The sequence below is a fragment of the Nocardia sp. NPDC049737 genome (assembly GCF_040674755.1).
Classification (GTDB): Bacteria; Actinomycetota; Actinomycetes; order Mycobacteriales; family Mycobacteriaceae; genus Nocardia.
Window position 1 is genome coordinate 103,204 of sequence record NZ_JBFANH010000004.1, and the last position, 12,732, is coordinate 115,935.

The 12,732-nt window shown below is 67.6% G+C and carries 12 protein-coding genes; 3 read left to right on the plus strand and 9 right to left on the minus strand.

The features are described 5' to 3' along the window. Positions 1–4 precede the first annotated feature (4 nt). Positions 5–1,687, minus strand: coding sequence for an Hsp70 family protein (locus AB0J47_RS07255; protein WP_364341532.1), 1,683 nt, complete (start codon positions 1,685–1,687; stop codon positions 5–7). A gap of 111 nt (positions 1,688–1,798) precedes the next feature. Between AB0J47_RS07255 and grpE the strand changes: the two genes are divergently transcribed. Beyond that, positions 1,799–2,371: a nucleotide exchange factor GrpE gene (gene grpE, locus AB0J47_RS07260; RefSeq protein WP_364341534.1), complete on the plus strand. Its 573-nt coding sequence runs from the start codon at positions 1,799–1,801 to the stop codon at positions 2,369–2,371. A 183-nt stretch (positions 2,372–2,554) separates the two neighbouring features. Here grpE and AB0J47_RS07265 read toward each other — a convergent pair whose 3' ends face one another. The 8 genes from AB0J47_RS07265 to rimP all read right to left on the minus strand — a co-directional run bounded on the left by AB0J47_RS07265 (position 2,555) and on the right by rimP (position 11,195). Then, a complete protein-coding gene (locus tag AB0J47_RS07265; RefSeq protein WP_364342018.1) occupies positions 2,555–3,880 on the minus strand; it encodes an MATE family efflux transporter in 1,326 nt (441 codons plus the stop codon). 32 nt (positions 3,881–3,912) lie between these two features. Continuing rightward, positions 3,913–4,932 carry a bifunctional oligoribonuclease/PAP phosphatase NrnA gene (locus tag AB0J47_RS07270; protein ID WP_364341536.1) on the minus strand — a complete coding sequence of 340 codons (1,020 nt, stop codon included), beginning with the start codon at positions 4,930–4,932 and terminating at the stop codon, positions 3,913–3,915. Positions 4,933–4,954: 22 nt separating this feature from the next. Next, on the minus strand, positions 4,955–5,398 hold the full coding sequence (gene rbfA / locus AB0J47_RS07275) for a 30S ribosome-binding factor RbfA (RefSeq protein ID WP_364341538.1): 444 nt from the start codon (positions 5,396–5,398) through the stop codon (positions 4,955–4,957). Between the two features lie 104 nt (positions 5,399–5,502). Then, a complete protein-coding gene (locus AB0J47_RS07280; protein ID WP_364341540.1) occupies positions 5,503–5,793 on the minus strand; it encodes a DUF503 domain-containing protein in 291 nt (96 codons plus the stop codon). A gap of 85 nt (positions 5,794–5,878) precedes the next feature. Continuing rightward, positions 5,879–8,935 carry a translation initiation factor IF-2 gene (gene infB / locus AB0J47_RS07285; RefSeq protein ID WP_364341542.1) on the minus strand — a complete coding sequence of 1,019 codons (3,057 nt, stop codon included), beginning with the start codon at positions 8,933–8,935 and terminating at the stop codon, positions 5,879–5,881. Positions 8,936–9,043: 108 nt separating this feature from the next. Further along, the gene (locus tag AB0J47_RS07290; RefSeq protein WP_364341544.1) at positions 9,044–9,322 is read right to left on the minus strand and encodes a YlxR family protein; all 279 of its coding nucleotides are present in this window, start codon (positions 9,320–9,322) and stop codon (positions 9,044–9,046) included. A 176-nt stretch (positions 9,323–9,498) separates the two neighbouring features. Continuing rightward, entirely contained in the window at positions 9,499–10,530 is a 1,032-nt protein-coding gene (gene nusA, locus AB0J47_RS07295; RefSeq protein WP_364341546.1) for a transcription termination factor NusA, read from the minus strand. Further along, complete coding sequence (gene rimP / locus AB0J47_RS07300; protein ID WP_364341548.1) at positions 10,527–11,195, minus strand: ribosome maturation factor RimP; 669 nt, start codon at positions 11,193–11,195, stop codon at positions 10,527–10,529. Before rimP ends, nusA begins: the two co-directional genes overlap by 4 nt. Positions 11,196–11,400: 205 nt before the next feature. On the opposite strand from rimP, the gene AB0J47_RS07305 reads away from it, so the two are divergent. Beyond that, positions 11,401–12,027 carry a hypothetical protein gene (locus AB0J47_RS07305; protein WP_364341550.1) on the plus strand — a complete coding sequence of 209 codons (627 nt, stop codon included), beginning with the start codon at positions 11,401–11,403 and terminating at the stop codon, positions 12,025–12,027. A gap of 73 nt (positions 12,028–12,100) precedes the next feature. Next, a complete protein-coding gene (locus tag AB0J47_RS07310; protein ID WP_364341552.1) occupies positions 12,101–12,535 on the plus strand; it encodes a ferritin-like domain-containing protein in 435 nt (144 codons plus the stop codon). Positions 12,536–12,732 lie beyond the last annotated feature (197 nt).

The following is a 12,732-nucleotide window of genomic DNA, read 5'->3' on the forward strand; positions in this document are numbered from 1 at the left end:
CGGCTCAGCTGTCGCGGCGGCGGGTGCGCTGGACCTGATCGAGTTCGCGCGCCACATCCGCTTGCGACAGGGTCGCGCCGGTCTGAGCGGTCAGGACCAATGGAATATCGGCGTCGATGTGGTGGCAGGTGACGCGCAGGACGCCGTCGAAGCCCATCTCGAAGGTAACCCGCACCTCGCTGCCCTCGGGATAGCCTGCGGGGATGCCGCGAATGCGGCCTTCCACCAGCACCTTCGTATCCTCGGGTCGCGCCGATGCCGCCTGGCCCTGCTGTTCCACGATGGTCAGCGCGATCTCGTCCTGATCCGCGCGCACGGTACCGAAGGAACGACGCACCTTCACCGGCAGAGTCGAATTGCGATGCACCAACCAGGTCGCCGCCAGCCCGGACTTGTAGTCGAGCGCGAGCACACCGAAACCGCGCGCGACAACGGTATCGACCTGGATTTCGAGCATCCGACGTACCAGCCCGACCGGCTGTCCGAAGGAAGCGGCGACGCGGGCGATCGCTTGGTCCAGATCGGCTGGGGCGGCGTCCTCGATATGCGCGCCATCGCGCAGTCGGCCGCGCGTGGTGAGGTCGGCGAGGACGAGACGTTCCATCTCCAGCTTTTCGCCGTAGAGCGCCGCGCCGCGCGCCACCGAGAGGTCGGGATCGCGCAGTTCGCCGGCGAGGCCGAGCTCCTTGCGCAATTCGCGCTCCACCATCGGCATGCGCGAGGAGCCGCCGACGAGCAGCAGGCGGTCGACGGATGCGACGCCGCGCTTGCTCGCCGCAGCCAGGCAGTCGCGGGTCAGGTCGATGGTGCGGCGCATGAGTGAGGCGGTCATCGCGTCGACTTCGTCGCGTGTCAGCGGGATCACCGCGCGGGCGCCGTCGTGGGCGATCACCACGTCGGTGCGCTCGGCATCGGTCAGCTCGCGCTTGGCACGTTCGGCGGCCAGCACCACCATCTGCGAACCCGCCGAATCGTCCAGCGGGTCTTCGGCATCCGGATTCGCCTCACAGAACTTCTGCGAAAGATACAGCGCGATGCGTTCATCCCAGTCAGCGCCGCCGAGTTGGTGATCACCCTCGACCGCGAGCACCGAAATGCGGCGGTCGGCGAGTTCGATGACGGTGGCGTCGAAGGTGCCGCCGCCCAGGTCGTAGACGAGAACGGTCTCGCGCAGGCCCGGCTCGCCGACGTCCACACTGCCGTCGAGTCTGCCGAACCCATAGGAGAGCGCCGCAGCAATCGGCTCGGAGAGCACACCGGCGACATCGAAGCCCGCATACGTGCCCGCCTGGATGGTCGCGCGCCGCTCCTCATCACCGAAGTAGGCGGGTACGGTGATGACCGCGCGTTTCACCGGCTCCGCACCGCTGAATTCGGCATCCGCGGCAAGGCTTTTCAGGATCAGCGCCGAAACCGCGGGCGCGGACCAAGTTTGTCCGTGCGCGGCGAAACGCCAATCCTTATCGCCCATCCGCCGTTTCACCAGTGCGCACACATGCTCCGGATCGAGGCGGGCCTGCCGCCGAGCACCCTCGCCCACCAGATGATCGAACGCCGACGCGAACAAGACTACCGACGGCACCGTCGCCTCGCCGTTCAAACCGATCATGACTTCGGGCCGACCATCGGCGTCTATCCGCGCGATCGCCGAATTCGTCGTACCAAGGTCGATGCCGTAGACCCCCATGAGACGCGATGGTAGCAGCCAGCTCCGACACCAGCCCAGTTACCGACAGCGGATCCCGATGCCGCCCAAAACAATCGATGCTCCCCCGCGAACTCGCGTTAAAGTGCGAGCATGACCGACCCCGTCGCGCCGCACCCCGAGGACCCGACCACCCTCGCCGCGCGGCAGGTCGAGACCCCGATCGCGCCGCAGACCGATTACCCGGCGAACTCCCACCCGCCACAGCTCGAACACACCGACCCGCTCGCCCAACTAACGGAACGTATCGAAGACCTCACCCGAGTCATCGCCCGCCAAGCCACCACTATCGATCGCCTGGCCGACGAGGCCAAGGCACGCGACCGCCGGGATCGCGCTGGCGCCGACCTCCCGCTCGTCGTGGAACTCTTCGCTCTCCATACCGACACCACCGCGTGCGCCACGACCGCCGAATCCCCGCGCGAGCGTGCAGCATTCGAAGCCATCGCCACCCGCATCGAACGGCTCATCGTCGGCCGCGGCGGCACACTGGTCACCCCACAGCGTGGCGACGCCTTCGACTCACTCACCATGGAAGCGGCGGACGTTGCGAAGATCGACGATCCAGCCCTGGATCGCACGGTGGCATCCGTCGTCCAAACCGGCCTGACTGTCTCCGGACGCTCGGTCCGCCCGGCAGGCGTGGTCGTTCACCGACACCGCTGACCACGTGCCGCACCACCGCACCCAGATTCACCCGGTGGGAGTGGTCGTCCGCAGGCACCGCTAAGGGTTGGCCGCCCGTCGAGCATGATGCGTGGTTCTTCACCGACCCCACTGACGACCTGCCGTCCGCCGAGCGCGGAGTTCGCCCCGAAAACCTGCGCGGCATGCGAAACCGTGCACGAGCTAAGCCTTGACGCGCGGGATTTCCGTGCCGACTCGGGCCCAGCGGCCGGATTCCGCGCGCCAGACTACGGCGATAAGGCGTAGGAGCATGAAGGCTACGAGGCCGGTCCAGATGCCTGCTATGCCCCAGTCGAAGACGAGGGAGAGCCAGATGGCGGGGAGGAAGCCGAGGAGCGCGGCGCCGAGCGTGGTATTGCGGAGGTAGGCGGCGTCGCCCGCACCGAGGAGGACGCCGTCGAGGGCGAAGACAATGCCTGCGATCGGGATGATGGCGACGAAGAACCACCAGGCAACGTGGGTGCGGTCGAGGACGGCCGGATCGTCGGTGAAGAGTTCGGGGATGACGGTGGCGCCTGCCGCGAAGGCCGCCGCCAGCACCAGCGCGAATCCGCCCGACCAGCGGGTGATGCGGCGCGCCAGACCGCGCGCACCGGTGGCGTCGCCCGCGCCGAGTGCCGCACCGACCAGCGTTTGGGCGGCGATGGCCAGCGAGTCCAGAGTCAGCGCGAGGAAATTCCAGAGCTGCAGGACCAGCTGGTGTGCGGCCACCGATGCCGCACCGAATCGGGAGGCGACGGCCGCGGCCGAGACGAAGCTGGCTTGGAAGGCGAGGCTGCGGGCGATCAGATCGCGACCGAGTACCAGTTGCGCCCGCATCACCGACCAGTGCGGAGTCAGCGGAACACGTGCGCGCACCAGCGCGGTCAGGAACAGCCCGGCCGTCACGAACTGGCCCACCGCGTTGGCGACCGCCGAACCGGCCAACTCCAGCCGCGGCGCACCCAGTAACCCGTGCACCAGCGTCGGGCACAACACTCCCGAAACCAGCAGTCCCGCGACAACGAACAGTAGCGGCCGACGTGTCTCCTGCACCCCGCGCAACCACCCGTTACCCGCCATGGCGATCAGAATCAGCGGCACCCCGAACAACGCGATCCGCACCCAGCCCAACGCCTCCCCCGCGATATCCCCACCACCCGCGATCACATTGGTCAGCGGAACCGCAATCGCCTGCCCCACAACAAGAACCAGCGTCCCGACGATCACGGCGACCCAGGTCGCCTGCACACCTTCCCCGATCGCACCGCGCTCATCCCCCGCTCCGTGCCGCCGCGCCGCCCGCGCCGTCGTCCCATACGACAGGAACGTCAGCTGGGAACTGACCTGCGCCAGAATCAATCCGCCGACCGCGAGCCCGGCCAATGCCAATGCCCCGAGCCGACCCACCACAGCCAGGTCGAACAGCAGATAGATGGGCTCGGCCACCAGCACACCCAAGGTCGGTAAGGCGAGTCCGAGAATCCTTCGCGGCCCCACCGCGCCGATCTGATCCGACGCGACCTCGCTGACCTCCGAACTCACCCGAGTTCAGCCAACAGAGCCGCGACGACCGATTCGGACGTGCCGTTGGTCGTGTACCCGGCCGCGAACCGATGCCCACCACCGCCCAAAGACGTTGCGACAGTAGCCACATCCACACCATCCTGCGCGCCCGGCGCGCTGTCGCGCGACCGCAGCGAAACCGTCCACCGATCCGGAATCGTGCGAGACTCCTTGAACACCGCGGCGACCCCGGCCTCGGAGGTGGTGCGGACGATATCGACCACACTCTCCACCTCTTCCGAGCGCACACCATCGACATCCTCGCGCCGCACAATGGCATACACCAGTCCGGTCCCACCCCCGGCCTGCGGCTCCAACCGAGCCGAGCCGAGCACCCGCGACAACATCGGCAACCAGCCGAACGGATGCGTATCCATCAGCGAACGGGTGATTTCGGCACCGTCGATGCCGGTGGCCAACAGCCGTTCGGCCAGGTGATGGGTGCCGGGCCGCACCCAGCGGAAGGATCCGGTATCGGTAACCAAACCGGCGTAAAGGCAATGTGCCACTTCGGCATCGATCGGCTCCTGCCAGGTATCGAGCAGCCGCGCGATCAGACTCGTCGTCGATTCCGCGCTCGCATCGATCACATTGATCGTCCCGAACCGGGTGTTGGAGCGGTGATGGTCGAACACCAAAGTCGTTGCGGCCCCGGCCAATCGATCGGCAAGCGCACCAAGCCGACCGGCACTGCCACAGTCCACGGAAACCAGCAGATCCACCTCGGCGGGTACATCCGCGGGCGGCACCAGATAATGCACACCGGGCAGCGTCCGCATCGTGGCGGGCAGTTCGGCGGGTTCGGCGAACGACACCCATACCGGGATACCGCGCCGATGCAACACCAATGCCAGGGCGAGCCCACTGCCGATAGTGTCGGCATCGGGCTGCACATGACACAGGATGGTGACCGAACGGGCCGCGCTCAATGCCGCAACGGCCGGTCCGAAATCGACCGGATCGACAGCGACCCCCCTACCCGGGTCGACGGGCATCGTCGTCATGGTCTACCGCACGTCACTCGTCGGATTCGCGTTCGACCTTGTACGGGTCGGCTTCGCCGGCGTGGGTAGCGGTCGCCGCCACCTTGGCGACCGCGTCGTCGGCGGCCCGCGCCCTGGCCAGTAGCTCTTCCATATCCCGTGCCGCATCGGGCACCTTGTCCAGCACGAACGCCAACGTCGGGGTGAATTTCACGCCGGTGCCTGCGCCCACCTTCGAGCGCAGCACACCCTTCGCCTTCTCCAGACCGGCGGCCGCGGCCGCGTAATCCGGTTCCACGTCGAGGGTTTCGCCCATCACCGTGTAGTACACCGTCGCCTCGCGTAGATCGCCGGTGACCTTCGCATCGGTAACGGTCACGAAATTCAGACGCGGATCCTTCACCTCGTACTCGATCGCGGTCGCCACGATCGCGGAAATCCGCTTGGCGAGTCGGCGTGCCCTGGCTTGATCCACCATGGCTGAACCCTCCTCACTACTGCTGTGTTCATTTTGCGGGCGGGACCGGGGCCCTGCGTGGTTACGCAAGCTACCGCCTCCGAGCCCGTCGTTCCCGCCGCGGATCAGTCTTCGGGTCCGAAGATCCTGCGGCGCACTGCCAGCAACTCTAACTCCGGACGAGCCGCGACGTGACGCTCACATCTGTCGAGTACCTCGGTCAGGTGATCCATACCGGAACTGACCATGGCAACTCCGAGCAATGAGCGACGGTGGCGGTCTTGTTCCCCACCCTCGGCGGCACTCACGCCGAAGCGCTGCAATTCGGCCAGCACGGGCCGAATCACCGAACGCTTCTGCTTCAGCGAGTGCACATCTCCGAGCAGGACGTCGAACTCCAGTGCACCCAGGTACACCCAAGCCTCCTGTTTCGGTGCCTACGAAAAGACTGTCTCGGTGGTCCGGCCCGGTGTTGCTGGGCCGGACCACCGACGCACAATCTCAGTCGCGCGGCTTCTCGCGCAGCTCGTAGGCCTCGATCACGTCGCCTTCCTTGATATCGTTGTAGGTCAACGTCATACCGCATTCGAAGCCCTCGCGGACCTCGGTGACGTCGTCCTTCTCCCGCTTCAAGGTGGAGATCGTGACCGTCTCCGCGACCACCACGTTGTCGCGGAGCAGGCGCGCCTTGGCGTTGCGCTTGACCGAACCCGAGGTGACCATGCAGCCAGCGATATTGCCGATCTTCGACGAACGGAAGATCGCGCGGATCTCCGCCCGGCCCAGCTCGACCTCTTCGTAGATCGGCTTGAGCATGCCCTTGAGGGCCTTCTCGATCTCGTCGATGGCCTGGTAGATCACCGAGTAGTACCGGATGTCCACACCTTCGCGGTTGGCCAGCTCGGTCGCCTTGCCCTCGGCCCGAACGTTGAACCCGATGATGATCGCGTTCGACGCCGACGCCAGGTTGACGTTGGTCTCGGTGACACCACCGACACCGCGGTCGATGACCCGCAGGCGCACCTCGTCGTCGATCTCGATACCGAGCAGCGCCTCCTCGAGGGCCTCGACGGTACCGGAGTTGTCGCCCTTGAGGATCAGGTTGAGCTCCGAAGTCTCCTTCAGCGCGGCATCCAGATCTTCCAGGCTGATCCGCTTGCGAGTGCGTGCGGCCAGTGCGTTGCGTTTGCGCGCATTGCGCCGGTCGGCGATCTGGCGAGCGATCCGGTCCTCATCGACGACGAGCAGGTTGTCACCCGCGCCGGGTACCGACGTGAAGCCGATGACCTGAACGGGCCGCGACGGCAGCGCCGCGGCGACATCGTCGCCGTGCTCGTCGACCATGCGGCGGACACGACCGTAGGCATCGCCGGCGACGATCGAGTCGCCGACCCGCAGCGTGCCGCGCTGGATCAGCACGGTCGCCACCGGACCACGGCCGCGGTCGAGGTGCGCCTCGATGGCAACACCCTGCGCGTCCATATCCGGGTTGGCCCGCAGGTCCAGCGCCGCGTCCGCAGTCAGCAGCACGGCCTCGAGCAGCTGCTCGATATTGGTGCCCTGCTTGGCGGAGATGTCGACGAACATGGTGTCGCCACCGTATTCCTCGGCAACAAGGTTGTATTCGGTCAGCTGCTGCCGGATCTTGTCCGGGTTCGCGCCTTCCTTGTCAATCTTGTTGACCGCGACCACGATCGGCACATCGGCCGCCTGCGCGTGGTTGATCGCCTCCACCGTCTGCGGCATGACGCCGTCGTCGGCGGCGACCACCAGGATCGCGATATCGGTGGCCTTCGCACCACGGGCACGCATGGCGGTGAACGCCTCGTGACCCGGGGTGTCGATGAAGGTGATGAGCCGGTCGTTATCGCCCAGATGGGTGAGCACCTGGTAGGCGCCGATGTGCTGGGTAATGCCACCGGCCTCGCCCTCACGGACGTTGGCCTTACGGATCGTGTCGAGCAGTCGGGTCTTACCGTGGTCGACGTGACCCATGACGGTCACCACCGGCGGACGCTGCTCGAGATCCTCTTCGCCGCCCTCGTCCTCACCGTAGGTCAGGTCGAACGATTCCAGCAGCTCGCGGTCCTCGTCCTCGGGGCTGACCACATGCACGACGTAGTTCATCTCGCTGCCGAGCAGCTCGAGGGTCTCGTCGTTCACCGATTGGGTCGCGGTGACCATCTCACCGAGGTTGAACAGGGCTTGCACCAAGGCAGCCGGGTTCGCATCGATCTTCTCCGCGAAGTCCGACAGGGAGGCGCCGCGGGCGAGTCGGATGATCTCGCCGTTGCCGCGCGGCAGCCGCACGCCGCCGATGGCGGGCGCTTGCATGCTTTCGTATTCTGCGCGCTTTGCCCGCTTCGACTTACGGCCACGACGCGGGGCGCCACCGGGACGTCCGAACGCACCGGCCGCACCGCCGCGGCCACCGGGACCACCGGGACGGCCACCGCCGCCACCGGGACGACCACGGAAACCACCGGCCGCGGGAGCACCGGCACCGGCACCGGGCGCACCCGTGCCGCCGCCACCCTGGCCGCCGCGGTAGCCACCGCCACCGCCGCCACCGGGACGACCGCCACCACCGGGGGCACCGCCGGGACGACCCGGACGGCCCGCACCGGCACCGCCGCCCGGACCCGGACGGGCCGAACGCGCGGGCATGGCACCGGGGTTCGGGCGCGGCGGCATCGAGCCGGGGCTCGGCCGCGGCCCACCGGGACGCGGACCGCCCTGGCCCGGAGACGGACGCCGCTCGCCCTGAGTGCCACCCGGGCGGGGGCCGCCCTGGGCCGGACCCGGACGCGGACCCTGGCCGGGACCCGGGCGGGGTCCACCCTGGCTGGGGGCCGGACGCGGCGCGGGACGCTCACGATCGGGTGCGGAAGAGAAGGGGTTATTGCCGACGCGCGGTGTCTTCGGACCCGGCTTCGGACCGCCGGGGCGTGGGCCGCCCTGCGTCGGTGCGCCGGACCGCTGCTGCTGACCGGGACGTGCGCCACCCGGAGTCGGACGCGGTCCACCCTGAGTCGGAGCGCCCGGCGCCGGGGCGGCCTTGGCGGCCGGAGCCGCCGGGGTCTCCTGGACCGGGGCGGTGTCCCGTGGGGCGGGCTTGGCCGCCGGACCGGGACGCGCGGCCGGGGCGGGCCGGGCCGCATCGGACGGACGGGCAGCCGGAGCCGCTGTATCGCGAGCTGCCGGAGCGACCGTCTCACGGGCGGCCGGAGCAGCCGTCGGGGTTGCCGCCTGCGCGGTCTGCGCGGGCTGCGGGGTCTGCGGGGTACGTGGACCAGGACGCGGACCGCCGCCTGCGGCGGGTTTCGCGGCCGGAGTGCTCGACGGTGCGGAACCCGGGCGCGCCCCGGACTTCGCTGCGCCGTTCGCCGGGGCGGACTTGCCTGCCACCGACTCGCGCAGTCGACGTGCGACGGGTGCTTCCACCGTCGAGGACGCCGACTTCACGAACTCGCCCTGCTCCTTGAGCGTTGCGAGTAGTTCTTTGCTCGTGACACCGAGTTCTTTAGCCAACTCGTGCACGCGGGCCTTGCCTGCCACTGCTCTCCTCACTGAGAGGTCGAGCAGTGCCTCCGCCTAGGTAAGGCGGGCCCGCACGACCTCGGGTTATCTCCGATGGACGTTCATCGTTGGTGCTTCACGGTGTGCTCATGAGTGCTCGTGCCTGTTCTCGAGGTACTTCTCCAGGGCTGAGATATCCAGTTGTCCGGACACTCGTAGTGCTCTGCCGAATGCTCGGCGTCGTTCTGCAGTGCGCAAACAAACCGAAACGGGGTGCAGCCAGGCACCCCGTCCGGGAAGTCTGCGCCACGGATCGGGAACTATCGCAACAACCTCGGAACCGTCACCGGTCTCACAGTCCTGCGCCACGATCCGTAACAGATCGACGGCCAACTCGTGCTTCCGACACCCGATACACGTCCGCACCGGAGCCGCTCGGCGTCGGTGCGCCGGGACTTGCTCGGTTGTGCGTTCGAACAAAGGAACCGAAGGCTCGCGTTGAACCTGAGACCACTCTACCGCTGTCCCGCTCGGAACACCGAACCCCGCCCCCGTCGAAGTTACGAACCTGTCATCCGATGGGCTCGATTCGCGGGAATCGGTCAACTCCGATGTGCCTCCGTCCGCACACTGCCACTGCCCGCATCCGGGGTGGCATCGCTGCGGATATCGATCCGCCAACCGGTCAGGCGGGCCGCTAACCTGGCGTTCTGCCCTTCCTTACCGATCGCGAGCGAGAGCTGGAAGTCGGGGACGACCACGCGAGCGGCGCGGGCTTCGGGATCCACGATCGTGACCGATACAACTTTCGAGGGCGAGAGTGCATTCCCGACGAAGGTCGCCGGATCATCCGCGAAATCGATGATGTCGATCTTCTCCCCCGCCAGTTCGCTCATCACATTGCGCACGCGCTGACCCATCGGGCCGATGCACGCGCCCTTGGCATTGACACCGGGCACGGTGGTGCGCACCGCGATCTTGGAGCGGTGTCCGGCCTCGCGGGCGACCGCGACGATCTCCACCGAACCATCGGCGATCTCGGGCACCTCGAGTGCGAACAGTCGGCGCACCAGATTCGGATGGGTGCGCGAGAGAGTGATCTGCGGGCCCCGCGCGCCACGGGAGACACCGACGACGTAACACTTGATCCGGTCGCCGTGCTCATAACTCTCGCCGGGCACCTGCTCGGCGGACGGGATCAACCCCTCGGTGCCGTGCAGTTCGCTGCCGATGCGCACCACGACGGTGCCGCGGGCATTGGCGCGGGCATCGCGCTGCACCACACCGCCGACGATGTCGCCCTCATGGGTGGAGAATTCGCCGAAGGACTTCTCGTTCTCGGCATCACGCAGCCGCTGCAGCACCACCTGGCGCGCGGTGGTCGCCGCGATCCGGCCGAAACCCTCTGGGGTGTCGTCCCATTCGGAGATGACATTGCCGTCGGCGTCGAGTTCGCGCGCCATCACCCGGACTACGCCGGTCTTCTGGTTGATATCGATGCGCGCGTTGGGCTGGTGGCCCTCGGTGTGGCGGTAGGCCGTGAGCAGGGCCGACTCGATCGCGGAGATCACGGTCTCGATCGAGATCCCTTTATCGGCGACAATCGCGCGCAGGGCTTCGATTTCGATGTTCATTCCACGATCCCTTCGGTCGGCGAATCGGACGCTTCTAATGATTCGGTTGGTACATCGGTTGTTCCTCGGACATCGACGGTGGGGTCCACCGCTTCCTCTTGGCCCGGCCGCGGACGGCCGGGCGCGACTCCGCCCGCGAGTTCCAGTTCCCGCGCGCCGGGTGGGTTGAATTCCACCTGCACGACAGCCTCTGCGATATCGGTCAGCGGAATCGTCACCCGGTGCGGCTTGTTCTTCCCGCCGAGCACCAGCGCCACCGTGTCTTCGGTGAGCACACCGACCCTGGCCTCGAACTTGTCCGATGACTTCGGATCCGGCGATGGCGCGCCGGTCCGTAGTTTGATCCGCACCTTGCGCCCCTGGGCGCGACGCCAGTGGCGATCGGCGGTGAGCGGGCGGTCGATGCCGGGGGTGGTCACTTCCAGCAGATAGGGCGTCTCGCCGAAATCGCCCGCGTTGTCGAGGGCTTCGGAGAGTTCGGTGCTCAGGTCGGCAATGGTGTCGAGATCGGAAGCGGCATCGCTGTCGACGATCACCTTCACCCGAACCTGGGCATCCACATGCTTGCCCGCCGTCGAGATCTCGACACCCTCGAGGTCGAATCCTCGGCGCTCGACGAGTCCAGCAACGAGCTGGCTCACCCTTTCCTCGGTCGGCATGGGCATGTGGGGCGGCTCCTGGTTCAGTTGTCAGACGGCGGGAAATTTCTCTACCGGAGATCTAGCGTAACGCGCCTCGAGAGTGTAAAGGACCAGCGGCCTCGAGCAAGTTTCCTGGCCACGCGCCCGCGACGCGGCGCGGCGGGCGTCGCGCCGACCGCACGGCAGACGCTCGGTCGGCCGTGCCACGCGAATCTGGCACGATGGTGCCGTGCCAATCCGCCTCCCCGCCCCGCCGCGCGCCGGGTGCACTTCCGGCATCCCCATCGACCGGCATCAATCCCAGCACGGCAGCGCCGGCGGCGGTCGCACCGGCATCCTCGACCGCCGCACCGCACTGCGGCTGGCCGGCGGCACCACCGTGGGTGTGCTAGCCGTCGGCGCGGTGGCCGGATGTACAGATAAGACGGTGTATCAGCCCGATCCGCTTGCCGCACAAGAGATCCTGGCCCGCGCCGATGCCGCGGCCGCGACGGCGGCGATCGCGGTGACGCCGCAGCGACATGCCGAATTGACCGTGATCGCGGACCAACGCACCGCACACGCGGATGCGCTGCGCGCCGAAATCAACCGTGTGATCGGCGTTTACGGTGACGGCACCACTCCGACCCACCGCACCCGCGAAGTCACCCCGCCCGCTTCCGGCACTTCCCCCGCGGCATCGGGCGCATCCGTATCGCCCAGCACGCCGCCGAGCATCGACGAGTTGCGCACGCGGCTGGCTAAGTCGCAGCAGTCCGCGGGTGATCTTGCTCGCACCCAATCCGGTTATCGCGCGGGGCTATTGGCCTCGATCAGCGCATCGTGCGCGGCGCAGGCGGGGGTGTTGCTGGCATGATTCGTGCCACCTCGACCCAACCTGTACGCCATGCGATGCGCACGGCTCAACACACCCAGACAGGGGTGCGCGCATGACCGAAGCCGAACGCCAAGCCCTGCTCGACGCGTTGCGCGCCGAATACGCGGCGGTGTACACCTACGGCGTGATCGCGGCCTACGCCTCCGCCGAGCGAACCCGCTTGGTCGCACAGGACACCGCCGCCCACCGTGCCCGCCGCGACACCACCATCGATGCGTTGAAGGCCGCCGGAGTCGCGGTGCCGCCGCCGGACGCGGCCTACACCACGCCGTTCCCGGTGAACGATCCGATCCCTGCGGCGAACTTGGCGGTCACGGTGGAAACCGACACCGCAGTCGCCTGGCGCGCGGTCGTAGAGAACGGCAGTTCAGAATCCCTGCGCCGGATGGGGGTTGACGCCCTCACCGAATGCGCCTTGCGCCTGGCCGCCTGGCAAGCCATCCTCGGCGCCAACCCACCGACCGTCGCCTTCCCAGGCAAGGCCTAACCGCCTCGCCGGGCATGCAACGCCGCGCACGGATTCGTCAGCGAATTCGTGCGCCCGCCAGTTGATGCCCGGCCCACCAGTTGATGCTCAGCACACCAATTGATGCCCGGCACACCAACTCACGCCTGGTACACCAACTCATGCCAGGCACACCAACCCATGCCAGGCACACCAACCCATGCCAGGCACACCAACCC

Excerpts from the sequence above, each read along its gene's own strand:
- AB0J47_RS07255 (WP_364341532.1), bottom strand. The coding sequence starts at position 1,687 with ATGGGGGTCTACGGCATCGACCTTGGTACGACGAATTCGGCGATCGCG.
- grpE (WP_364341534.1), top strand. The coding sequence starts at position 1,799 with ATGACCGACCCCGTCGCGCCGCACCCCGAGGACCCGACCACCCTCGCC.
- AB0J47_RS07270 (WP_364341536.1), bottom strand. The coding sequence starts at position 4,932 with ATGCCCGTCGACCCGGGTAGGGGGGTCGCTGTCGATCCGGTCGATTTC.
- rbfA (WP_364341538.1), bottom strand. The coding sequence starts at position 5,398 with ATGGTGGATCAAGCCAGGGCACGCCGACTCGCCAAGCGGATTTCCGCG.
- nusA (WP_364341546.1), bottom strand. The coding sequence starts at position 10,530 with ATGAACATCGAAATCGAAGCCCTGCGCGCGATTGTCGCCGATAAAGGG.
- rimP (WP_364341548.1), bottom strand. The coding sequence starts at position 11,195 with ATGCCCATGCCGACCGAGGAAAGGGTGAGCCAGCTCGTTGCTGGACTC.
- AB0J47_RS07310 (WP_364341552.1), top strand. The coding sequence starts at position 12,101 with ATGACCGAAGCCGAACGCCAAGCCCTGCTCGACGCGTTGCGCGCCGAA.